Consider the following 21,501-nt stretch of genomic DNA (forward strand, 5'->3'; position numbering starts at 1 on the left):
AAAGCGATGAAATTCCTGCGTTCACTCATCACGCTGACCGTCGGCGCGGCCGCATTCGCCTGCGTCGCCAGTGCACAAGCCGAAGACCTCAACCTCGGCATCATCTCGACCGACTCCTCCTCCGTGCTGAAAGAGCGCTGGGCGCCGCTGATCGCGGACATGAACAAGCAAACTGGCCTGAACGTCAAAGCGTTCTTCGCGACCGACTACGCCGGCATCATCGAAGGAATGCGCTTTAACAAGGTTCAAGTCGGCTATTTCGGTAATGCGTCTGCGATCGAAGCGGTGGATCGCGCGCAAGGCGAAGTGTTCGCGAAGGTCCTGTATGCGAATGGTGACGCCGGTTACAAGTCGGTGCTGATCACCAACGTGAACAGCCGCTTCAAGACGCTCGACGATGTCTTCAAAAACACCAAGGACGTCACGCTCGGCTTCGGCGATCCGAACTCCACTTCGGGCACGCTGATCCCCGGTTATTACCTGTTCGCCCAGCACAACGCACCGGTCAACACGTCGTTCAAGGCCGTGCTGCCGTCGAGCCACGAAGCGAATCTGCTGGCGGTTGTAAACAACAAGATCGACATCGCGACCAACAACACCGAGGAGCTCGACTCGCTGAAACAGCAGCATCCGGACAAGTTTGCACAAGTACGCGTGCTGTGGACGTCGCCGCTGATTCCGTCGGACCCGCTGGTATGGCGCAAGGACCTGCCGCAAGCCACCAAGGACAAGATCCGCAACTTCTTCGTGAACTACGGGAAGACCGATCCGCATGAAAAAGCGGTGATGGCTGCGATTACGGGCTACGCCGGCTTCGCGGCATCGTCGGATGCGCAGTTGCTGCCGATCCGCCAGGTCGCGTTGTTCCAGCAGAAGCAGAAGATCGAGAGCGACACGCATCTTTCCGACGACGACCGCAAGACCCAGCTGGCCGCACTCGACGCAAAGCTGAGCGCGCTCAACACCGCCGTAGCCAAGCAATGAACACGGTTGATCTGATCACGTCGCCAACGCGTGCGAGCGAAGCGCTCGCCGCACGGGCGGCGAGCCCTGCCGCCACCACTGCGGGCAAGCGCAGCTGGCTGTCGCTCATCGGCTGGATCGCCGTGCTTGCCGTGCTGGGTGGCGCATGGCACGGCGCCGATATGCGTCCGCTGGACCTGCTCTCCGACTCCGGCAACATGGGCCAGTTCGCCAAGGACTTCTTCCCGCCGGACTTCACCGAATGGCGCAGCTATTTGCACGAGATGTACGTGACGCTGTCGGTGGCGGTGTGGGGCACGGCTCTCTCGCTGGTGTGCGCGGTGCCGTGTGGACTGATGTCCGCGCACAACATGGCGCCGATGTGGGTCGTGCAGCCGATGCGCCGCATGATGGACGCGTGCCGCGCGATCAATGAAATGGTCTTCGCGATGCTGTTCATCGTCGCGGTGGGACTCGGTCCGTTCGCCGGCGTGCTGGCGTTGTGGGTGCATACCACCGGCGTGCTCGCCAAGCTCTTCGCCGAAGCGGTCGAGGCAATCGATCCGCGTCCGGCCGAAGGCGTGCGCGCCACCGGCGCGACCAGTCTCGACGAAATCATTTACGGTGTGCTGCCGCAGGTGCTGCCGTTGTGGATCTCGTACGCGTTATATCGCTTCGAATCGAACGTACGCTCGGCGATGGTAGTCGGCATGGTCGGCGCAGGCGGGATCGGTGTGGTGCTGTACGAGGCGATCCGCTCGTTCGATTACGCGCAGACGGCCGCGGTGATGATCATGGTCATCGTGGTCGTGACGGTGATCGATCTGGCGTCGGCGTGGTTGCGCGAACGCGTGACGTGACCGCTTCACGATTCCTGAACGCCAAGGGGTTGGCGAAACGCGCTTCGCCAACCCTCATTCAGGTCGCTTCGATGCTGTGGGCCAAGGTGCGAATGCGCCGGCGTGCGTTCCTGTATCGAGGTTGAGATGCGGATTCCTTTTGCCACACAACTCACTTTTTTGCCACATAAAGCCCCTTCACTTTAGTCGTCCACCCCACCATTCCGGTGTTCTGCTGGAATAATCACGTGCTTGCGGCCGGTCTCTGGCCTTCTTTATCCCCTCCCTGATCTCCGATGGACACCTTTGTCGTTTTGCTGGTGCTGTTCTCCGCGCTGCTTCACGCCACCTGGAACGCGTTTCTGCATCTATCCGAAGACCGCGTATGGCTGCTCGGCATGATGGCGATTCCGTATATCGCCGTGAGTGCGGTCGGTGTGATCGTGCTGCCGCTACCCGAACCGGCGGCCTGGCCTTACATCTTCGCGTCGGTAGTACTCGAGTTCGGCTACCTGCTGGCGCTGATTCGCGCGTACAAGAGCGGCGACTTCGGACAAATCTATCCGATCGCGCGCGGCCTTTCGCCGATGCTCGTGTTCGTCGGCGCACTGGTGTTCGCGCACGAATCGCTCAAACCGTTGGCGGCGACCGGCGTAGCGCTGGTGTCGCTCGGCATCGTCTCGCTGGCGTTCCGCCGCGGCATGCGGTTCTCCGGCGAAAGCGTGCCGTTTGCGCTGCTGACTGGCTTCTTCATCGCAACGTATTCGGTGGTCGACGGAATCGGCGCGCGCGTGGCGGGCAACGGCCTGAGCTACATCATGTGGGTCTATCTGATCTGGAATATCCCGCAGTTTCTGCTCGCCTGGCATTGGCGCGGCGGCGCCAAGGGCCTTTTCATTGGCCGCGCGGTGGTGCTCAAGGGCATCGCGTCCGGCGCACTGGCGTTGACCGCCTATTGCCTGATCATCGAGGCCTACCGCTATCTGCCGATCGCGATGGTCTCCGCGCTGCGCGAGCTGAGTTCGATCTTCGCGGTGCTGATCGGCTGGCTGTTCATGCGCGAGAAGCTGACCACGCGACGGATCGTGGCGTGCGCACTGGTTACGCTCGGGGCGGTGTTGATTCGGATTTGAACCCCTGAAGCACACGTCCGAGGTCGTTTCGTTTATTGCGATTTCGTTTATTTCGATTTACAATGCCGTATTCCAAAGGAACCGTGCCATGAACACCTCGATCCACCCCACGCCGCTCCCGTCAGCGCAAGAGGCTGAGCTCGCCCGTGTCTCCGGCCGGAACCTGTCGGTCGTGCTTTCAAGCCGCGCCGAAACGCAACAGTTCGACTTCAAGGACAGCAAGGGTGAAACGCGCAGCGTGGAGTTGCCGACATCGGTCGTCCGTCTAATGGTCGATGTCCTCGCGGAAATCGGCCAAGGCAATGCTGTGTCGATCATCCCTATTCATGCCGAACTGACCACGCAGGAAGCGGCCGACCTGCTTAATGTATCGCGACCATACTTCGTGCAACTGCTGGAGAAGAAGGAAATCCCCTTCCGGAAGGTAAACACGCATCGGCGCGTGCGCTATGAAGACGTGATGGCTTATAAGAATCGGATCGATTCGGAACGCCGCAAGGCGCTGGACGAACTCGCGGCGTTGTCGCAGGAAATGGGTCTGGAATAATCGATGTCGTCACATTTCTCAGCGATCTACGACGCTTGCGTTCTGTACTCCAAACCATTACGAAACCTGCTGATGCGTCTGGCGCTAACCGACCTTTACCGGGCGCGCTGGACCCCGGCTATTCACGACGAGTGGACACGCAATCTGATTGCAAACCGTCCTGACCTTGACCCCGGCAAGATCTATCGCGTGCGCGATCTCATGGACGCGCACGTTCGGGACGCCTTGGTCGACAACTATGAGCACCTGATCCCGGCCATCGATTTGCCGGACCCTGATGATGCTCATGTCGTCGCCGCCGCCTTGCATTGTGGCGCCGAACTCATCGTCACGTTTAACCTGAAGGACTTCCCGGCCGATACTTTAAGCACCTTCAATGTGGCCGCTCAGCATCCCGACGACTTCAACACCGATCTCTTCGATCTGAATCAGGCTAAGGTTCTCGAAGCGATGGCTGAGCACAGAAAATCGCTGAAAAACCCGCCCAAGTCTGTCGAAGAATACCTCGACACACTTGCCAGTCTGGGTCTCACGCAAACAGTTTCTATGGTTCGCCCATACAGCGTGGCGATCTGAAAAAAACGCCTTCATCCACGCCCGAGTCTCCCGCTCACGCAAACTGCACAAGCGTCGCGTCGATCGCGTCCGCCAGCGTATTGAACGCCGGCGCGATCTCCTCGTCCGGTACGCACGCATAGCCGATCAGCAAACCCGACGGCGCCAGCGACGGTTGTGCGTAATATCCCGACAAAGGCCGCACGACGATATTGCGCTCCAGCGCAGCGGCCGCCACCGCGCGGTCGTCGCTGCCCTCGGGCAATTGCATCACGAGATGCAAACCGGCATCGCCGCCCACGGCCGGCAGCGCATCGCCATAACGGTGCGCGGCGGCATCCAGCAGGGTCTGCCGACGCTGCCCGTAAAGCGTGCGCATCTTACGGATATGCGACGTGAAATGCCCTTCCGCGATGAACTCCGCGAGCATCGCCTGCTGCAACAACTGCCCTTCCCGATACAACTCCGCGCTTGCGGTCGCGAAGCTCTCGGCCAGCGCCTCGGGCACAACCAGGTAGCCGATGCGCAACCCCGGAAACAGCGTCTTGCCGAAGCTCCCCACGTAAATCACCTGCCCGGACGTATCCAGACCTTGCAGCGACGCCAGCGGCCGACTGCCGTAGCGGTATTCGCTGTCGTAATCGTCCTCGATGATCCAGCACTGGTTCTGCCGCGCGTACTCGAGCAACATGCGGCGCCGCGCGAGGCTCATCACCATGCCGAGCGGATATTGATGCGACGGCGTGACGAGCATCAGCTTCGGCGGCTGCGCGAGATCGTCGACGGAAGGATTGATGCCTTCTTCGTCGACTGCTATCGGCCGCGATTGCAGGCCGGACACGTGCAGCACGCTGCGCACGCCCCAATAGCAGGGATCTTCGGTCCAGATCAGGTCGCCCGGATCGGACAGCAGACGCACAGCCAGGTCGACCGACTGATGGATCCCTGTCGTGATGATGATTTGCTCGGGCGTGCAACGCACCGAGCGCGAAGTCCGCAAATAGTCGGCCAACGCGTGCCGCAGCAAGGCCAACCCGCCACCCGGCGCGTAGGTCAGCAGGTCCGGGCGCAGCCGGCGCCAATACTTGTTGTGCAGGCGGCTCCACACGCGCGCCGGAAACTTCGTGACATCCGGCACCCCGGGCATGAACGCGCCCCATTGCCGCTTCGACACGCCCGCACCCGCGATGAGCCGCGCGCCACGCGTCGACAGCGCCCGGTTACCCTGCAACGGCGGCGGCAAAGATTCAAGCGGCGCAGCCGGCGCCTCGGCCTCGGGCGCGCCGACGATCTCGTCCGGCGCGCTTTCTGCGACGAATGTGCCGCGACCGGTCGCCGAGCTCACATAGCCTTCCAGCACCAACTGCTCGTACACCTGCGTGACGGTATTGCGCCCGATGCCCAACTCTTGCGCCAGCAGACGCGATGACGGCACCTTGCTGCCCGCCGGCAATTCGCGCGACAGGATCGCCTGCTGCAACAGCCGATGCAGCTGACGATAGATCGGCTGGCCATTGCCACGGTCGAGGCGCTGCGCCAGCCAGTCTGACAAAACGCTCGCGCGCATGATTGGCTCCTACATTTTTATTGAAATGGCTCTGAAGTTAAGAGCCAAATCTCATTATAGTCGCTACATGTGCTGCGCTGAGCGCGCGACGTCGGCCGGCGGCACTCCACAAACCGAGGAGCGAAGGAGATAACCATGAAGAATGCTGAACTGAAGAGCCGCAAAGACGCCGCCACGCCGCGCGGCGTCGGGGTGATGTGCGATTTCTATGCCGAGCGCGCTGAAAACGCCGAGTTGTGGGACGTTGAAGGCCGCCGTTTCATCGATTTCGCTGCGGGTATCGCCGTGTGCAACACCGGCCACCGCCACCCGAAGATTCTGGCCGCGATCCGCGACCAGCTCGATCATTTCACGCACACGGCGTATCAGATCGTGCCGTACGCGTCGTACGTCGAACTGGCTGAGAAGATCAACCAGCGCGCGCCGGGCGACTATCCGAAGAAGACTGCCTTCTTCACGACCGGCGCCGAAGCCGTCGAAAACGCGATCAAGATTGCGCGTGCCGCGACCGGCCGTCCGGGCGTGATCGCGTTCACGGGCGGTTTCCATGGCCGCACGATGATGGGCATGGCACTGACCGGCAAGGTTGCGCCGTACAAGATCGGCTTTGGTCCGTTCCCGGCGGACGTATTCCACGCCCCGTTCCCGAATCCGCTGCACGGCGTGACGACCGCCGACTCGCTGAAGGCGATCGAGTTTCTGTTCAAGGCCGACATCGATCCGAAGCGTGTCGCGGCGATTATTTTCGAACCGGTTCAGGGCGAAGGCGGTTTCTACGCAGCGCCGGCCGACTTCGTGCGCGCCTTGCGCAAGCTGTGCAATGAGCATGGCATTTTGCTGATTGCCGATGAAGTACAGACCGGGTTTGCCCGTACCGGGAAGTTGTTTGCGATGCATCACTATGATGTGGTGCCTGATCTGATGACGATGGCCAAGAGCCTGGCGGGCGGCATGCCGCTGTCGGGTGTGGTTGGGCGTGCTGATTTGATGGACGCTGCCGCGCCTGGCGGTTTGGGTGGCACGTATGCGGGTAACCCGCTGGCGGTTGCTTCCGCACATGCTGTGCTCGATATCATCGATGAAGAGAAGCTCTGCGAGCGGGCCACGGTTTTGGGCGACCGTGTCAAGGCGAAGCTGATCGCGCTTCAGAGCGAAGTTCCGCAGATCGCCGATGTGCGCGGGCCGGGCGGGATGGTTGCTGTTGAGTTCTGCAAGGCAGGTGGGACGGAGCCGGATGCTGACTTCACCAAGCGGGTGCAGACTCGGGCGCTTGAGCGCGGGTTGTTGCTGCTGGTTTGTGGTGTTTATTCGAACGTGGTTCGGTTCCTGTTCCCGCTTACGATTCAGGATTCTGTCTTTGATGAGGCGATGGGGATTCTTGAAGCGGTGCTTAAGGAAAGTGTTGCTGTAGCTGTTTGATGGTTTTTTTTGGCCTGCGCGGCGCTTGTTGTTTGCCTGCGGCGTTGGCCTTTCCTTGAACTGTTTGACTGCTCGGCGCTATTTTGTCTGGTTGCCTGTGGCGTTGGCCTTTCCTTGTTTTGTTAGTGGTCTATTAGTGTCGCCCCTGTGCGGGGCGGCACCTACTTTTCTTTGCATGCCGCAAAGAAAAGTAGGCAAAAGAAAGCGGCTCAAACCGCTAATTCTTAAGTGGGTCCCCTGGCTTGGAGGGGGTAGTGGTGCATCTGGAATCCGTGCCCGCGCGCATTTCGCGTCAGTGACAAAGGGCTCGTCAGCTCCCACTCCGCACTGCGCGCGTCGCGGACGGGTCTGCATGGGAAACCATGCGCTTCGGTTGGGTGCGGCGCGCGTAGCGCCGCCGAAAGTATGACTGCCTTGTCACTCACGCTGAATGTGCGAGAGCACGGATTCCAGATGCACCACTGCCCCCTCCAAGCCAGGGGACCCGCTTATGAGCTGGCGGTGTGAGCCGCTTTCTTTGCTTATCTTTCTTTGCGGCGGCAAAGAAAGTAAGTGCCGCCCCGCACAGGGGCAACACTAATAGACCACTAACAATTCAAGGAAAGGCCAACACCGTAGGCAAACAGACAAAAGCGCCGCGCGGGCAACCCCCCCACATTTAAAGACCTAGGAGCAAACCCCAAAATGCCGACGCTAGTCCTAAAAGACCCCTCCCTTCTAAAAACAAACGCCTACATAGCAGGCGAATGGCAACCCGCCGCCGACGGCGCGACCTTCGAAGTAAAAAACCCAGCCACAGGCGAAACAATCGCCACTGTGCCCCGCATGGGCACAACCGAAACCCGCCGTGCAATCGACACGGCAAACGCCGCATGGCCGGCATGGCGCGCAACCACCGCCAAACACCGCGCCACGATCCTGCGCAAATGGCATGACCTCATGCTGGAAAATGCCGACGATCTGGCAAAGATCCTGACCACCGAACAAGGCAAGCCCCTAGCCGAAGCCAAAGGCGAAATCCTCTACGCCGCCTCGTTCCTGGAATGGTTCGCGGAAGAAGGCAAACGCGTCAACGGCGACACCATCCCCACACCGGCAGGCGACAAACGCATCGTCGTGACGAAAGAACCGATCGGTGTCTGCGCAGCCATCACGCCGTGGAACTTCCCGGCAGCAATGATCACCCGCAAGGTCGGCCCAGCGCTCGCAGCAGGCTGCCCGATCATCGTCAAACCGGCGGAAGCCACGCCGCTGTCGGCCCTCGCCCTCGCCGTGCTGGCCGAACGCGCCGGCGTGCCGCGCGGTGTGTTCAACGTCGTCACCGGCGAGCCGAAAGCCATCGGCGCGGAAATGACGGGCAATCCGATCGTGCGCAAACTGTCCTTCACCGGCTCGACGCCGGTAGGCCGTCTGCTGATGGCGCAGTGCGCGCCGACGGTCAAGAAAGTGTCGCTCGAGCTCGGCGGCAACGCACCGTTCATCGTCTTCGAAGACGCGGATCTGGATGCGGCCGTAGCCGGCGCCATCGCATCGAAATATCGCAATAGCGGCCAGACCTGCGTTTGCACGAATCGCTTCTACGTGCACGATAAAGTCTACGATGCATTCGCCGAAAAACTGCGCGTCGCCGTCGAGCAACTCAAGGTTGGCCGCGGCACCGAAGATGGCGTCACGCAAGGTCCGCTGATCAACGAAGCCGCCGTGCTCAAGGTCGAATCGCATATCGAAGACGCCCTCGCCAAAGGTGCACGCATCGTCACCGGCGGCAAGCGCCATGCGCTCGGTCACGGTTTCTTCGAGCCGACCGTGCTCGCGGATGTCACGCCGGCCATGAAGGTCGCGCGCGACGAAACCTTCGGGCCGCTCGCGCCGCTGTTCCGCTTCTCGTCGGATGAAGAAGTGATCCACCTCGCCAACGATACGGAATTCGGCCTCGCGTCGTACTTCTATAGCCGCGATATCGGCCGCGTCTGGCGTGTCGCCGAAGCGCTCGAATATGGCATGGTGGGTATCAACACCGGGCTGATTTCCAACGAAGTCGCGCCGTTCGGTGGCGTCAAGCAATCCGGTCTTGGCCGCGAAGGCTCGCATTACGGCATCGACGACTATGTCGTCATCAAGTACATGTGCGTCGGCGGGATCTGAGCCTTTGCTGTAACGGCTCGAATATTTGACTTACACCGGAAGCTACGCTGACAGAAATCCTGTTGCGCGTAGCCTCAGGTACCTGGGTGCAAGCGCTAACAAAAGATGCGGCCGCCTGCTCGCTACACTGACGCGGACGGTCTTGCACCTACCCACGCGCGCTGCACTCGCTGCCCGAAGATGAAACTCAGGCCAGAAGGCCCTACGCTTCGCGACGCGCAGCCTGCTCCCGGATGGCGGCTATGAAGCTCTCTACGCTCCAATGCTCTGTTAGCGCCTGTCGGAATAGTCCCTGCTGGCTCATCGGCGCGAGCCCACCCCGCGGCGGGTCCCTGTCGAGGTTCGTCGGAAACGGATAACCTTCGGCGCACGACGCAATCACCGCGTCAGCCTCCTCCGACGTGATGCTCGCCGTACGCATTCGGTCAAGCAGGACCGGATACAGCACTTCGCACATCTTCGTGCGATTCAGCGACTCCATCGCACGCCCGTAGGCCGAGGAAATCTGCAGGAGGTTGGCCATACGTTGAACAGAGGTGGTCCGGTTGGAACCGGCCGCATGAAAGAGCGCGGGATTGAAGAACAGCGCATCGCCCCTTTCGAGAGGAAGCTGGACGTAGTGAGTTTCAAAGTAGTCGCGGAAGTCCTGGCGACGCCATGCGAGATACCCCTCTGCATAGCGCTGCGAGAAGGGCAGCAGCTTGGTCGGCCCGCTCTCCACTGGCATGTCACTGTGCGCAATGGCCCCTTGCAGCGTCAGAAAGCGGGACATCGCATGAACATGCGCCGGATAACGCTCGACCTCCGGGACAGACTGAAATCCAAGGTGGTAATCCCTGTGCGCCTGTTGCGCCTGCCCGCCGGGGCGTACGACGTTGACCTGCGACGTCATCTGGAAGTGAGGACCCAGCCACGCCTCGGCTATCGCGCACAGTGGCGGGCACGCAAAGTAGCGAGCGAACACCGATGGGGCACGCAGGCATAGCTTTTCCTGCGCATTCCAGATACGGTCATTCGCGCCTGCCTTGGCGAAATGGTCTGCAGCGGCGGCGCCGGCTTCACGCTCATCCCGAATGACCGACTCAAAGACCCTGGTCGCTTCATCGAGCGGTGCTGTGTCGGCATAAACGCGCTTCAGCACCAGCACACCCGCACCCACATCCAACACACTCGCCCACTCGACCGCCAGGTCTGCACGCTGCGTTGCATCGCCAAGGGTATCAACGAGCTTTTGGCAGTCGTACACCGGAACGCGGTCGACAGTCTGAGCGGCAAACCTCAGGCCGTCGTCATCTCGAGGCGGCCGAAGGGCAGCGACAAAGTCCCGGAGGGAGCAGTCCTGCTCCCGGTACCAGTGGCGCAACCGGGCGTCACGGCGCGATTCAGGGGCGTTCATGGTGTCTCCTTCTGTTCTTACGACAACAATAGCCCTCCCGCGGACGGCTGCGTTACCATTAACACCTCAAAAACACCCGATTTCGCGGGCGGTAACTCACGTGGCCTGCAACGTTGAGCGTGCAGAACGACCGAGTTCCGATGCGGCCTCACATGCTCCGACTAACTCTAAGTGCCTGCGCGAGGCTAAGAGCGCCAACTACATCGTTCATGGCTCAAATGCACAGCGGCCTTGCTTTCACTTCAACGTGAAAGCAAGGCCGCTGTGCAAGGATGTGAATCAGGCGGGTGCCAAGCTATCGCTTGCACCGCCGCCGATCAATGACCGAAGTTGGCGACCGGAACCGAATAGGAGCTCGACGTCGTTTCGGTGTGGCTGCCTGCTTGCGACGAACCGTTCGTAGCCGAGCCATAACCGCTGGCTTGAGCGGTGCCGTTTTGTGCTGACACGCGCGCTTCGGCTGCCTGAAGGTTTGCCGGGTAGTCGTCCATATTCGCTGTCGACGGGTTGTAGCCGGCCTTTTCCAGCTGAACCAACTCAGCGCGCACCTGGGCGCGGGTCACCGGCTGGTTGGATTGGGCAAAAGCGGCGAGCGGCGCAGTGATGAGAGCGGCGATGACAACAGCTTCGATTAGGGATTTCATGACGACTACCTCCAGAGATTGTTTTTTGCCGTGCCGCAAACCTGTTTGTTCGCAGCCAGTAGACACAGTCTAGGAGTCAGCGAATTTAGGGTAAACCCCTAACAAGTGAATTCACTGTTGTTGGAATCGGCACAATCATCACGAAAGGTCATTGAAAGCACGGTGATAAAGCCGGCTCTAGAAGTTCGAGGCCTCGCGCGTAACGCACCGACTGCCCTGGACGAGCGCGAGCGTAACTGCTTGTGCGCAGCGAAATCAGCTTTCCGACAATGCAGGAACCGATACCTGCGTTGCCTCGCCTGATGACAAAACAGCGCCGCCATTTCGGCCGCCCATCACCTGCCGGTCGCTTCTCGGACTCACGCCGAACCGCGCGCGATACGTCCGCGAAAAATGCGAAGGAGACTCGAATCCGCATGCGACACAAATCGATGTGATCGACATGTCGGTCTGTTGCAGCAACTCGCGCGCCCGGGTGAGGCGCAGTTGCAGATAGAAATGCGTCGGCGTGTCCTTCAGCGACGCACAGAACAGCCGCTCCAGTTGCCGCCGCGTCACGCTGATCTCCTGTGCGAGTTGGTCGGGCGTGAGCGGCTCTTCCATATGCTGCTCCATTGCGCCGATCACCTGAATCAGCTTGCGGTTATGCACACCGTAGCGCGCCGCAATTTCCATCCGCTGATGGTCCGAACGCTGCCGGATCCGGCTCACGACGAATTGTTCCGATACCGCCGAGGCCAGCGCTGCACCGTGCTTGCGGCCGATCAGGTCGAGCATCATGTCGATCGATGCCGTGCCGCCCGCACAGGTAATGCGCCGCGCGCCGATTTCGAACAACTCCTGGCTTGCGTTCAGCGAGGGAAATCGCTCGCGAAACGCCGATAACGCTTCCCAATGCACGGTCACGCTGTCCGAGCCACGGAGGAGCCCTGCTTCCGCGAGGACGAAGCTGCCCGTATCGATGCCGCCGAGCGTCGCACCGGCGCGCTCGAGTCGCTTCAGGCAATCGCCGAGCGCGCGCGTATAGCAGGCTAGCGGTTCGAAGCCCGCGACGACGAACACCGTCTGCGCCTCATGGACATCGACGACGGCTGCCTCCGCATTAATCGAAATGCCGTTGCTGGCCGCGACCGGCGCGCCGTCGAGACTCAGAATGCGCCAGCGGTAGAGATCGTCGTGAAAGCGGTTCGCCACGCGCAAAGGCTCGACCGCCGACATGAAGCCGATCGCCGAAAAGCCCGGCAGCAGCAGGAACGACATATCTTCGGGCATCTTGCGCAAACTCGATCAAGGACACTCAGGGACACAAGCCGCAGGCGGACGCGGGATTCCCGGCGAGCGTAGCAAGCAGCGCGCGAGCCGGCAAGGCGCACCAAAATTCACTGCACAAATCGATGCTGCACCGCAATGACGAACGATGCTGGTTTTCCCTCGTTGTCGCGTGGGAGCAAGAACGGGTCGCTGGCGGTCGCTTTGGCAGGAATATGGGGCATTAACGTTACGCCATCCATGCAGCTCAAGCATGACTCAAGCCGTAGCGCGCAGGTTCGGGAGCCACCCTGTTCTTCTCGCCGCGGCCCGGTTCGAAACGCGCTGTTTAACGTGTCCGAAGGGGGAACGTCATGAAGTTACGCGTCAAAGCCTTGCTTGCCCATCTTGCCTGTCTGGCGGCCGCCATCGCTGCACCGCCGACATTCGCCCAGGATCCCGCCACTTGCCGCGCAGTGCATTTTGCCGACATCGGCTGGACAGACATCACCTCGACCACTGCGCTCGCATCGACCGTATTCGAGGGACTCGGCTATCAGCCTGTCACGACCGTCGCCTCAGTGCCGATTTCGTTCGCAGGTCTGAGGAGTAAACAACTCGACGTGTCGCTCGGCTACTGGTGGCCCGTGCAAGAGAAAGCGATTGCGCCGTTCGTCGAGTCGAAATCGATTCAGGTGCTGCAACCGCCTAACCTGACCGGCGCTAAAGCGACCTTCGCCGTGCCGAATTACGAATATGACGCGGGCCTCAAGACGTTCGCCGACATCGCCAAACACCGCGATCAGCTCGACGGCAAGATCTATGGCATCGAACCCGGCAGCAGCGCAAACGCGGCCATTCAGAAAATGATCGCCAACAATCAGTTCGGCCTCGGCGGTTTCAAGCTGATCGAATCGAGTGAAGCGGGCATGCTGGTTTCGGTGGATCGCGCCATTCGCGAGAAAAAATGGGTGGTGTTTCTGGGCTGGGAACCTCATCCGATGAATATCCAGATCGACATGAAATACCTCACTGGCAGCGAAGGCGTATTCGGTCCGAACGACGGCGAAGCACGCGTTTATACGCTGACGTCCCCCGACTTTCTGACGCGTTGCCCGAACGCGGGCAAGCTGGTGAGCAATCTGCGCTTTTCGACGCAACTGGAGAACGTGGTGATGCAATCGGTGATGAACAAGGAGAAGCCCACCGACGCCGCCAGAACGTATCTGAAGAAGAACCCGCAAGTACTGGATGCGTGGCTCGCGGGCGTGAAGACCTATGACGGTAAAGACGGCTTGCCGGCAGTGAAAGCCTATCTCGGGCTTTGACAGCGGCTATGACGCGGTCCGACTTGCATCCATCGAGTCGCGCATTTCAATCCACAGGAACTAGCACGCATGAATCATGAAGTCATTGTGACCTGCGCGGTCACCGGCGCAGGCGATACGGTCGGCAGGCATCCGGCCATTCCCGTCACCCCGAAGCAGATCGCCGAAGCCGCTATCGAAGCCGCGAAGGCCGGCGCCACCGTCGCGCATTGCCACGTGCGCGATCCGAAGACCGGCCGCGGCAGCCGCGATCCGCAGTTATATCGCGAGGTCGTCGACCGGATCCGCTCGTCTGGCACCGACGTGATCATCAATCTGACGGCGGGCATGGGCGGCGATCTGGAGATCGGTCCGGGCGAAGACCCGATGCGCTTCGGTGCGGGAACCGACCTCGTCGGCGGACTGACGCGGCTCGCGCACGTCGAGGAACTGCTGCCGGAAATCTGCACGCTCGATTGCGGCACGCTCAATTTCGGCGATGGCGACTACATCTATGTGTCGACGCCCGCGCAATTGCGGGCCGGCGCGCAGCGCATCCAGGAACTCGGCGTGAAGCCGGAGCTGGAGATCTTCGATACCGGGCATCTGTGGTTCGCGAAGCAATTGCTCGCGGAGGGTTTGCTGGACGCGCCGCCGCTGTTTCAGATTTGCCTCGGCATTCCATGGGGTGCACCCGCCGATACCACGACGATGAAAGCAATGGCCGACAACCTGCCGCCTGGCGCGCAATGGGCTGGTTTCGGCATCGGCCGCATGCAGATGCCGATGGTCGCGCAGGCAATGCTCCTCGGCGGCCACGTGCGTGTCGGCCTCGAAGACAACATCTGGCTCGATAAAGGTGTGCATGCAACGAACGGCACGCTGGTGCAACGCGCGGTCGAGATCATCGAACGGCTCGGTGGCCGCACGCTGACACCTGCAGAAGGCCGCCGCAAACTCGGCTTGCCCGCGCGTGGCGAGCGGCAGTTGGAGCGGCGTGTGGCTGGACAGTACGCATGAATAGGCCGCGTACCCGTCGCGCTTGTTACAGCGCGCTTCGGAACCTGAGAACTCATCGGTATAGGAAACATCAGCAATGGCAGTGATCGTCGATATCAAAACATTTGCGGCCATCGGCGCAGGCGTAATCGGCAGCGGCTGGGTGGCGCGCGCGCTCGCGCACGGGCTCGACGTCGTCGCGTGGGACCCGGCTCCTGGCGCGGAGAAACAGTTGCGCGAGAACATCGCGAACGCGTGGCCGGCACTCGAGCGCGTCGGCCTCGCCGAGGGCGCTACGCCCGACAGATTACGTTTCGTCGATACGATTGAAGCCTGTGTCGAACAGGCGGATTTCATTCAGGAGAGCGCACCCGAGCGCGAAGAATTGAAGCTCGCCCTGCACGAGCAGATCAGCCGTGCGGCGAAGCCAGACGCGATCATTGCGTCATCCACGTCCGGCCTGCTGCCCAGCGATTTCTACGCAAGGGCGGTAAATCCGCAGCGCTGCATCGTCGGGCATCCGTTCAACCCGGTGTATCTCCTGCCGCTCGTCGAAGTGCTCGGCGGCGAACGTACCGCACCGGCAACCATCGATGCCGCGATGCAGATCTATCGCTCGCTGTCGATGCGGCCGCTTCTCGTGCGCAAGGAAGTGCCCGGCTTTATCGCCGACCGTTTGCTCGAAGCGCTGTGGCGCGAAGCGCTGCATCTGGTCAACGAAGGTGTGGCGACCACGGGCGAAATCGACGATGCTATCCGCTTCGGCGCGGGAATCCGCTGGTCGTTCATGGGCACGTTCCTGACCTACACACTGGCGGGCGGCGATGCGGGTATGCGCCACTTCATGCAGCAGTTTGGACCGGCTTTGGAACTGCCGTGGACTAAACTGGTAGCACCGCAGCTGACTGACGAATTGATCGATCGGGTTGTGAACGGAACGTCTGAACAGGTCGGGCCGCGCTCGATCAAGCAGCTCGAACGGTATCGGGACGATTGCATTACGAGTGTGCTGGCGGCGATTGGGGAAGCCAAGGCGCGGCACGGGTTGCTTCCGTCGGAGTGATGCTGCGTGCTGGAAGACGCGCCGCCCCGCAGGATGCGTCGGCGGCACATGATCGCCGCGGTCAGTGCCATTCATAGGAATGAAGGAGACGATTGCATATGCACATGCCGCACCATGCTTCGGTGCCCTGCTATCACGACACCGTGCGCGCCGAGTGGGTCGACTATAACGGCCACTTGCGCGACGCGTTCTACATGCTGATTTTTAGCTTTGCGACCGATGCGTTGATTGACGAAATCGGTCTGCCTGATTCAGTGCGCAAAGAACGTCGCCGCTCGATTTATACGCTCGAAGCGCATATCAACTACCTGCATGAAATCAAGGAAGGCGCGCAGGTTCGCATCGATATGCGCGTGCTTGGGCATGACGCGAAACGGTTGCATCTTTACCTCGAGATGTTTGCCGATAACGGCGTCGAACCGGTGGCTGCAGGCGAACAGATGCTGCTGCATGTCGATACCAGTGGCCCGCGCGCTGTTGCCTTCGACCCAGATGTCGAGGCGCACGTCAGGGCGTTGGCAGAAGCGCAGACTGGATTGCCGGCGGCCAGGTTTGCTGGCCGCGTGATCGGATTGCCTGTCAGGACGCCGCGCAAGGAAAATGAGGGAAGCGAGCATGCTTGAGCCTGAGATCGCTGCGTTCATCGAACGGACGGCCGCCATCTATTCCGGGCATTCGACGTCATTGCCGCCGAGCGAGCAGCGCGCGATTTACGATCGCTATGCAGCTGCACTCACGCCGCCCTTACCTGCAGGCGTGACAGCCGAAGACGCTATGTTCCAGGCGAGCGCCGGGCATCCGATCAGGCTGCGGCTTTATCGGAATCGTAGCAAGGCGAGCGGGACACACGGCGGCACCGTCTTGTATTTTCACGGCGGCGGCTTCGTGCTCGGGTCACTAGAAAGTCATCAGATCGTGACGGCACGTATTGCCGCGGATACCGGCCTCGATGTGATTGCCGTCGATTACCGGCTTGCGCCTGAACACCGCGCTCCAGCCGCCCATGACGATTGTCTGGAGGTCACGCTCGCGGCATTGGACGACCGATTACCGTTTGATTCACTAGCGAAAAGTGCGCTGCAATTGGCGGGCGATAGCGCCGGCGCCAATCTCGCTGCCAGCATCGCTATGCGCTTGCGCGATGGCGGTGTTCAGGGCGTACGCGGACTTGCGCTGGTCTATCCGATGCTCGGCACCGAGCCACAAATGCCTGCGCGCGAAACCGAAGCGCACGCGCCGATGCTGACGCTTGCCGATGTCCACGCGTTTCGCGATCTGTATTGGGGCGAACGCGCACCCTATCCAGCGTGGACGGTACCGCTCGATGCGGCGCGCTTCGACAGACTCCCGCCGACGCTGGCCATAGGTGTTGAACACGATCCGTTACGGGACGATGCGAGGGTATTTGTCGAACGCGTCAATGCAGCCGGTGGACAGGCCCGGTTGTGGATTGGAACCGGGCTCGTACATGGGTGCTGGCGCGCGCTCGAATCGAGTCCCGGTGTAAAGGCGCTGCATCACACTGTCTGCCAGTTTCTAGGCGCACATTCCGCCGTCTCGTGATGCCCCGTCAATCCGCCACGGGCGAATCAACCCATTCACGTCTCACGTCTGTGCCGCTCCCCCACTCCGCTTGAACGAACCGGCAAAGAAGAGCACCTGATACTGCACGGCATTGTCCCAATACTTCCACGTATGCCCGCCGGGCCGCTCCGCATAATCATGCGGCACGCCAAGCTCGACAAGCCGTGCATGAAGCATCCGATTGGATTGAACGAGCGAGTCGTTCACCCCGCAATCGATCGTCAGCGCAATATGCGCATTTCCAAAACTACGCGCGTGCTCAACGATCGCCTCGTTGTTCCAGAAATCGGCGTGACGAGTCGGATCCCCAAACACCTGATCGATCCCGGGCTCATCCTCGCAGCCGCGCGGATCGACCGCGCCGCTAATACTTCCGGCAGCACCGAATTCGTCCGGCCGGTCCAGCGCGATATGCAACGCCCCGAACCCGCCCATGCTCAATCCCGTAATCGCACGTCCCTGCTTCGTTGCAATCGTCCGGAAATGCGTATCGATATAGCCGACGACTTCCGTCCCCACATAGGTTTCGTAACGGCTGCGCGGATCGACAGGGCTGTCGATATACCAGCTCTCGTGACCGCCATCCGGCATGACGAGGATCACGTGATAGCGGTCGGCCAGTTTGCCGATGTGCGAATTCGCGGTCCAATCGGTGTAGTCACCGCCTGAGCCGTGCAGCAAGTAGACAACGGGGAAGCGATCGGCCGCTTTGCCGTGCGCGTATTGGTCGGGCAGCACCACAGTCGCCTCGAGCGACTTATGCATGGCGGCGCTGGGAATGGTGACGACCCTGGACTGAAACGCCCAGACCGGGTTCGTGAAAAGCAGCGTCAGAATGAGCCAGAACACGCGATTCGTTTTCATGGTTTGTCGCTCTCCCTTTCTATGTGTCCGAAGAACACTGTCCGGCATCTGGCGGCAAAATTCTGAGGACGACTCTAGCAATGGCGACTTACAACCAAATTTCAGCGAAGCATACGGTCTCGTCAGCTTGGCGCCGCTCCGAGGGGGAGCCGGACCGGCCCAAGCCAGACATCTATTCAACGGTTGCGCCCCGCAGGTGAATGCAGGAACGGCCATGCGTTTATTCAATGTGTGCTGAAAAGCCGATCCGGTCCGGCGCAACATCAGGTCGCAACGTAAGTTCCGGGATGTCGTACGCCCCGGCGTTCTGCGGGCGAAACGGTATCGGCGCAGTCTTCCACAGGTCATCGAGACGTTGTCCAAGCGCGTCGCAAACCTCAGAGAACCGGGCTTCGTCGACCCGGCTTGTCCGATGGACCACAAACGGTGGCAACACGTCGAAGCCAGGGTAATACAGAACCCCGTGCTGAATAGGGAACAACACCTCGTCGATCGGCCCGTTGATACCCCTCGGGCTGTAATGAGACTCCCATCCCCCGGTTGTCACGATCAGCATCGCCCGCTTGCCCGCCATGTTGCCTTCCCCGTAACGGTCCCCCCAGCGCGCGTCGGAGTGCTCGCCTACGCCATACGCGAAGCCATATGCATAGACGCGCTCCACCCACCCTTTCAGGATCGCCGGCATCGAAAACCACCACAGCGGAAACTGCAGAATCACCGCATCCGCCCACCTCAGCTTCTCCTGTTCGAGTGCGATGTCCGGACTTTGCCGGCCGTCCTTGAAAGCACGCTTTGAGTCGAGAGAAGGATCGAAGCGCGCGCCGGTTTGCCTATCCAGGCTGTCGTTTGCATCGAGCGATGCCTTCCAGTTCATCGCATACAGATCGGATACCTGGACGACGTGCCCGGCATCCTCGAGACGCTTGATCGAAAAATTCTTAAGCGACCCGTTCAATGACCGGGGTTCCGGGTGCGCGTAGACGAGAAGAACTTTCATGACCTGACCTCCATTGCAAGAAAAGAACACGATAGGTCTCCATCCGGTATATTGGAAATGAATTGCCAACATGTCAGGTATTGCAATGAATAATCTCAGAAGACTGGACCTCAACCTGCTGGTGACACTTGATGTCCTGCTCTCGGAGCACAACGTGACCCGCGCGGCGGAACGCTTGAACTTCTCTCAACCTTCAGTAAGCGTGCATCTTGCCAAGCTTCGGGACGTCTTTGGCGATCCGCTTTTGCTGCCGGGGCCACGAGGCATGCGCCCCACGGCAAGGGCTGAGGAATTGCGCGAGCCTTTGCGCCAGGCGCTCGACGCACTTGAGCACGCCGTGTCGCCGGCCAGCCCGTTTAATCCAGCCGAAGCGACGCATACGTGGCGCGTTGCTGCGACCGACTACGCCGAATCGACAATCCTGCTGCCCATGCTGGCCGGTTTGCGCGCGGCGGCGCCCGGCACCCGGCTCGCGATCGTGGAAGCTGCCCCACCACGCATCGCGAAGCAAGCGGAACAGGGGGACATCGATCTGGCATTCCATACCAGCGAAGGTGCGCCGCCCGGATTGCGCCGGCGGGTGCTTTTCAAGGAGCGATATGTACTGGTGGGCCGCGCGAATCACCCGCGCCTGAAGCGACGGCCAACGCTTGCGCAGTTCTGCAAACTGGAGCACGTGATCGTCTCGCCGGATGGTGGCGGGTTCAGCGGCGTCACGGATGACGCGCTGGCTGAGGTGGGTCTCACGCGCAGGGTCGTGCTGTCGGTCCCGCACTTCCTGTTCATGATGTCTGTCCTCGCGAACACCGACCTCGTGGCGATGTCGCCAGCGCGCTTGGTGCGCAACAACAGCGCGCTCAGGATCGTCGAGGCGCCGGTTGAGGTACCGGGTTATGAAATGGCGATGCTCTGGCATGAGCGCTCTCATCGCGACCCGGCACATCAATGGCTGCGAGAGTGCATCGCCGACTCGGCGGCGATGTGAAAACGCGTAAAAGTTCCGAGGTCTAGGTCGACGTCAACGCAACGTCATGACGCCACACGCGGCCGACGTGCTTTGCGCACTGTTTTCAATCGGCTCTCACTTGCCGGTTTCCTGCGTCAGTTCAGCGTGGTATCGCCCGATTCTATCGCGAGACCTGAGTCGACCCGGCAACGCGCCGCCCTTCAACCGGGTATCCAGGATCGGTATAGCCCGGTGTGGAAGCATGGCCAGGCGCAACGAGGCTATCGACCAGTTTCTCGTCCTCCGGTCCGAGTTGCAATGTCAACGCGTCGACATAACTGTCCCACTGCGCTTCGGTCCGCGGTCCGGCAATGGTGCTGCTGACGAGCCGGTTCTTGAGAACCCACGCGAGAGCGAGCGCAATCGAAGTTGTGCCGCGCTGTGCTGCATGCTCGGCGATCGTCTGGGCGATTCTGAGCGACTCCGGCCGCCACTCGGTTTGCTGGATTCGCTTATCGCCGCGGCCCGCACGCGAATCGGCCGGCGGCGTAGCGTCGACTGCATATTTTCCGCTGAGCACCCCGCGTGCGAGCGGGCTATACGGGACGACACCCAAACCGTAGTGTTCCGCCGCCGGCAGTTGCTCGACTTCTGCCGTGCGGTCGACGATGTTGTAAAGCGGCTCGCTGGCGACCGGCCGGTCGATTCCGAGCTGGTCGGCAAGACGCGCGATTTCGGCAATGCGCCAGCCCCGGAAGTTGGACACGCCGAAGTAGCGGATCTTGCCCTGACGGATCAGATCGCCGATGGCGCGCACGCCCTCTTCCAGCGGCGCATCGGCCAGCGCCCGGTGAAAATAGAGGATGTCGATGTAGTCGGTGCCGAGCCGCTTCAGGCTCGCTTCGACAGACTGGATGATCCACTTGCGCGACTGGCCTTGTTCGTTCGGCCCCTGCGCAGTCGGATAACCGAACTTGGTGGCCACCACCCAGTTGTCGCGACGCTCTGCGATGGCCCGCCCAACGATTTCTTCCGAACGACCGGCATGATAGACGTCGGCCGTGTCGATGAAATTGACACCCTGGTCGAATGCTTTGTCGATGATCCGCTTCGAGCTAGCCTCGTCAGTCTCGCCACCGAACATCATCGCGCCGAGACACAGGGGCGAAACCTTCAGGGCACTGCGGCCCAGATACCGATAGTCCATTACGTGTACTCCGTTCAGGCCGCGCCTGAGAGTGAAATTGCTGAAAGACTCGAACCGGCCGATCAAGCGTCACGGCTT

General features: G+C 61.0%; 20 protein-coding genes. 13 read left to right on the plus strand and 7 right to left on the minus strand.

The window, feature by feature from the left end; all coding sequences use genetic code 11:
* Nucleotides 1–6 precede the first annotated feature (6 nt).
* From phnD to KHO31_RS16845, 5 genes are all read left to right on the plus strand, one after another.
* Nucleotides 7–984, plus strand: coding sequence for a phosphonate ABC transporter substrate-binding protein (gene phnD, locus KHO31_RS16825; RefSeq protein WP_201075892.1), 978 nt, complete (start codon nt 7–9; stop codon nt 982–984).
* Nucleotides 981–1,823 carry a phosphonate ABC transporter, permease protein PhnE gene (gene phnE, locus KHO31_RS16830; protein ID WP_201085735.1) on the plus strand — a complete coding sequence of 281 codons (843 nt, stop codon included), beginning with the start codon at nt 981–983 and terminating at the stop codon, nt 1,821–1,823. The genes phnD and phnE overlap by 4 nt, the downstream gene beginning before the upstream one ends.
* Nucleotides 1,824–2,098: 275 nt before the next feature.
* Nucleotides 2,099–2,935, plus strand: a complete 837-nt coding sequence (locus KHO31_RS16835; RefSeq protein ID WP_201075889.1) for a DMT family transporter — start codon at nt 2,099–2,101, stop codon at nt 2,933–2,935.
* Between the two features lie 88 nt (nt 2,936–3,023).
* On the plus strand, nt 3,024–3,482 hold the full coding sequence (locus tag KHO31_RS16840; RefSeq protein WP_201075887.1) for a helix-turn-helix domain-containing protein: 459 nt from the start codon (nt 3,024–3,026) through the stop codon (nt 3,480–3,482).
* 3 nt (nt 3,483–3,485) lie between these two features.
* Nucleotides 3,486–4,058, plus strand: a complete 573-nt coding sequence (locus KHO31_RS16845; protein WP_211623756.1) for a PIN domain-containing protein — start codon at nt 3,486–3,488, stop codon at nt 4,056–4,058.
* Between the two features lie 34 nt (nt 4,059–4,092).
* On the opposite strand, the gene pdxR is transcribed toward KHO31_RS16845, so the two are convergent.
* Nucleotides 4,093–5,604, minus strand: coding sequence for a MocR-like pyridoxine biosynthesis transcription factor PdxR (gene pdxR, locus KHO31_RS16850; protein ID WP_201075885.1), 1,512 nt, complete (start codon nt 5,602–5,604; stop codon nt 4,093–4,095).
* A 135-nt stretch (nt 5,605–5,739) separates the two neighbouring features.
* On the opposite strand from pdxR, the gene KHO31_RS16855 reads away from it, so the two are divergent.
* The gene (locus KHO31_RS16855; RefSeq protein ID WP_201075884.1) at nt 5,740–7,023 is read left to right on the plus strand and encodes a 4-aminobutyrate--2-oxoglutarate transaminase; all 1,284 of its coding nucleotides are present in this window, start codon (nt 5,740–5,742) and stop codon (nt 7,021–7,023) included.
* A 684-nt stretch (nt 7,024–7,707) separates the two neighbouring features.
* Nucleotides 7,708–9,168, plus strand: coding sequence for an NAD-dependent succinate-semialdehyde dehydrogenase (locus KHO31_RS16860; protein WP_201075883.1), 1,461 nt, complete (start codon nt 7,708–7,710; stop codon nt 9,166–9,168).
* A gap of 202 nt (nt 9,169–9,370) precedes the next feature.
* Here the strand turns inward: KHO31_RS16860 and KHO31_RS16865 are convergent, their stop codons facing one another.
* The 3 genes from KHO31_RS16865 to KHO31_RS16875 all read right to left on the minus strand — a co-directional run bounded on the left by KHO31_RS16865 (nt 9,371) and on the right by KHO31_RS16875 (nt 12,480).
* Nucleotides 9,371–10,564, minus strand: a complete 1,194-nt coding sequence (locus KHO31_RS16865; RefSeq protein WP_201075882.1) for a phytanoyl-CoA dioxygenase family protein — start codon at nt 10,562–10,564, stop codon at nt 9,371–9,373.
* Between the two features lie 317 nt (nt 10,565–10,881).
* Nucleotides 10,882–11,208 carry a DUF4148 domain-containing protein gene (locus tag KHO31_RS16870; protein ID WP_201075876.1) on the minus strand — a complete coding sequence of 109 codons (327 nt, stop codon included), beginning with the start codon at nt 11,206–11,208 and terminating at the stop codon, nt 10,882–10,884.
* A gap of 255 nt (nt 11,209–11,463) precedes the next feature.
* Nucleotides 11,464–12,480, minus strand: coding sequence for a GlxA family transcriptional regulator (locus tag KHO31_RS16875; protein WP_236060787.1), 1,017 nt, complete (start codon nt 12,478–12,480; stop codon nt 11,464–11,466).
* A gap of 350 nt (nt 12,481–12,830) precedes the next feature.
* Here KHO31_RS16875 and KHO31_RS16880 point away from each other — a divergent pair, with 350 nt between their 5' ends.
* The 5 genes from KHO31_RS16880 to KHO31_RS16900 all read left to right on the plus strand — a co-directional run bounded on the left by KHO31_RS16880 (nt 12,831) and on the right by KHO31_RS16900 (nt 17,388).
* On the plus strand, nt 12,831–13,784 hold the full coding sequence (locus tag KHO31_RS16880; RefSeq protein ID WP_211623758.1) for a choline ABC transporter substrate-binding protein: 954 nt from the start codon (nt 12,831–12,833) through the stop codon (nt 13,782–13,784).
* 69 nt (nt 13,785–13,853) lie between these two features.
* On the plus strand, nt 13,854–14,783 hold the full coding sequence (locus tag KHO31_RS16885) for a BKACE family enzyme (RefSeq protein ID WP_201141060.1): 930 nt from the start codon (nt 13,854–13,856) through the stop codon (nt 14,781–14,783).
* A gap of 76 nt (nt 14,784–14,859) precedes the next feature.
* Nucleotides 14,860–15,825: an L-carnitine dehydrogenase gene (locus tag KHO31_RS16890; RefSeq protein ID WP_201075870.1), complete on the plus strand. Its 966-nt coding sequence runs from the start codon at nt 14,860–14,862 to the stop codon at nt 15,823–15,825.
* A gap of 104 nt (nt 15,826–15,929) precedes the next feature.
* Nucleotides 15,930–16,448 carry a thioesterase family protein gene (locus KHO31_RS16895; RefSeq protein ID WP_201085766.1) on the plus strand — a complete coding sequence of 173 codons (519 nt, stop codon included), beginning with the start codon at nt 15,930–15,932 and terminating at the stop codon, nt 16,446–16,448.
* Entirely contained in the window at nt 16,441–17,388 is a 948-nt protein-coding gene (locus tag KHO31_RS16900; protein ID WP_201085738.1) for an alpha/beta hydrolase, read from the plus strand. Before KHO31_RS16895 ends, KHO31_RS16900 begins: the two co-directional genes overlap by 8 nt.
* Nucleotides 17,389–17,430: 42 nt before the next feature.
* On the opposite strand, the gene KHO31_RS16905 is transcribed toward KHO31_RS16900, so the two are convergent.
* Nucleotides 17,431–18,273 (minus strand): alpha/beta hydrolase, encoded by an 843-nt coding sequence (locus KHO31_RS16905; RefSeq protein WP_201075865.1) that lies wholly within the window; start codon nt 18,271–18,273, stop codon nt 17,431–17,433.
* Between the two features lie 220 nt (nt 18,274–18,493).
* The gene (locus KHO31_RS16910) at nt 18,494–19,270 is read right to left on the minus strand and encodes an NAD(P)H-dependent oxidoreductase (protein ID WP_211623760.1); all 777 of its coding nucleotides are present in this window, start codon (nt 19,268–19,270) and stop codon (nt 18,494–18,496) included.
* Between the two features lie 70 nt (nt 19,271–19,340).
* Here KHO31_RS16910 and KHO31_RS16915 point away from each other — a divergent pair, with 70 nt between their 5' ends.
* The gene (locus KHO31_RS16915) at nt 19,341–20,255 is read left to right on the plus strand and encodes a LysR family transcriptional regulator (protein WP_201075861.1); all 915 of its coding nucleotides are present in this window, start codon (nt 19,341–19,343) and stop codon (nt 20,253–20,255) included.
* 142 nt (nt 20,256–20,397) lie between these two features.
* Here KHO31_RS16915 and KHO31_RS16920 read toward each other — a convergent pair whose 3' ends face one another.
* Nucleotides 20,398–21,423: an aldo/keto reductase gene (locus KHO31_RS16920; RefSeq protein WP_211623762.1), complete on the minus strand. Its 1,026-nt coding sequence runs from the start codon at nt 21,421–21,423 to the stop codon at nt 20,398–20,400.
* Between the last annotated feature and the right edge of the window lie 78 nt (nt 21,424–21,501).

Source organism: Paraburkholderia domus (genome assembly GCF_905220705.1).
In the GTDB taxonomy this organism is placed as follows: Bacteria; Pseudomonadota; Gammaproteobacteria; order Burkholderiales; family Burkholderiaceae; genus Paraburkholderia; species Paraburkholderia domus.

What these genes read in the sequence shown, in the direction of transcription:
- phnD (WP_201075892.1), top strand. Translation starts at nt 7, where the DNA reads ATGAAATTCCTGCGTTCACTCATCACGCTGACCGTCGGCGCGGCCGCA.
- phnE (WP_201085735.1), top strand. Translation starts at nt 981, where the DNA reads ATGAACACGGTTGATCTGATCACGTCGCCAACGCGTGCGAGCGAAGCG.
- KHO31_RS16835 (WP_201075889.1), top strand. Translation starts at nt 2,099, where the DNA reads ATGGACACCTTTGTCGTTTTGCTGGTGCTGTTCTCCGCGCTGCTTCAC.
- KHO31_RS16840 (WP_201075887.1), top strand. Translation starts at nt 3,024, where the DNA reads ATGAACACCTCGATCCACCCCACGCCGCTCCCGTCAGCGCAAGAGGCT.
- KHO31_RS16845 (WP_211623756.1), top strand. Translation starts at nt 3,486, where the DNA reads ATGTCGTCACATTTCTCAGCGATCTACGACGCTTGCGTTCTGTACTCC.
- pdxR (WP_201075885.1), bottom strand. Translation starts at nt 5,604, where the DNA reads ATGCGCGCGAGCGTTTTGTCAGACTGGCTGGCGCAGCGCCTCGACCGT.
- KHO31_RS16855 (WP_201075884.1), top strand. Translation starts at nt 5,740, where the DNA reads ATGAAGAATGCTGAACTGAAGAGCCGCAAAGACGCCGCCACGCCGCGC.
- KHO31_RS16860 (WP_201075883.1), top strand. Translation starts at nt 7,708, where the DNA reads ATGCCGACGCTAGTCCTAAAAGACCCCTCCCTTCTAAAAACAAACGCC.
- KHO31_RS16865 (WP_201075882.1), bottom strand. Translation starts at nt 10,564, where the DNA reads ATGAACGCCCCTGAATCGCGCCGTGACGCCCGGTTGCGCCACTGGTAC.
- KHO31_RS16870 (WP_201075876.1), bottom strand. Translation starts at nt 11,208, where the DNA reads ATGAAATCCCTAATCGAAGCTGTTGTCATCGCCGCTCTCATCACTGCG.
- KHO31_RS16875 (WP_236060787.1), bottom strand. Translation starts at nt 12,480, where the DNA reads ATGCCCGAAGATATGTCGTTCCTGCTGCTGCCGGGCTTTTCGGCGATC.
- KHO31_RS16880 (WP_211623758.1), top strand. Translation starts at nt 12,831, where the DNA reads ATGAAGTTACGCGTCAAAGCCTTGCTTGCCCATCTTGCCTGTCTGGCG.
- KHO31_RS16885 (WP_201141060.1), top strand. Translation starts at nt 13,854, where the DNA reads ATGAATCATGAAGTCATTGTGACCTGCGCGGTCACCGGCGCAGGCGAT.
- KHO31_RS16890 (WP_201075870.1), top strand. Translation starts at nt 14,860, where the DNA reads ATGGCAGTGATCGTCGATATCAAAACATTTGCGGCCATCGGCGCAGGC.
- KHO31_RS16895 (WP_201085766.1), top strand. Translation starts at nt 15,930, where the DNA reads ATGCCGCACCATGCTTCGGTGCCCTGCTATCACGACACCGTGCGCGCC.
- KHO31_RS16900 (WP_201085738.1), top strand. Translation starts at nt 16,441, where the DNA reads ATGCTTGAGCCTGAGATCGCTGCGTTCATCGAACGGACGGCCGCCATC.
- KHO31_RS16905 (WP_201075865.1), bottom strand. Translation starts at nt 18,273, where the DNA reads ATGAAAACGAATCGCGTGTTCTGGCTCATTCTGACGCTGCTTTTCACG.
- KHO31_RS16910 (WP_211623760.1), bottom strand. Translation starts at nt 19,270, where the DNA reads ATGAAAGTTCTTCTCGTCTACGCGCACCCGGAACCCCGGTCATTGAAC.
- KHO31_RS16915 (WP_201075861.1), top strand. Translation starts at nt 19,341, where the DNA reads ATGTCAGGTATTGCAATGAATAATCTCAGAAGACTGGACCTCAACCTG.
- KHO31_RS16920 (WP_211623762.1), bottom strand. Translation starts at nt 21,423, where the DNA reads ATGGACTATCGGTATCTGGGCCGCAGTGCCCTGAAGGTTTCGCCCCTG.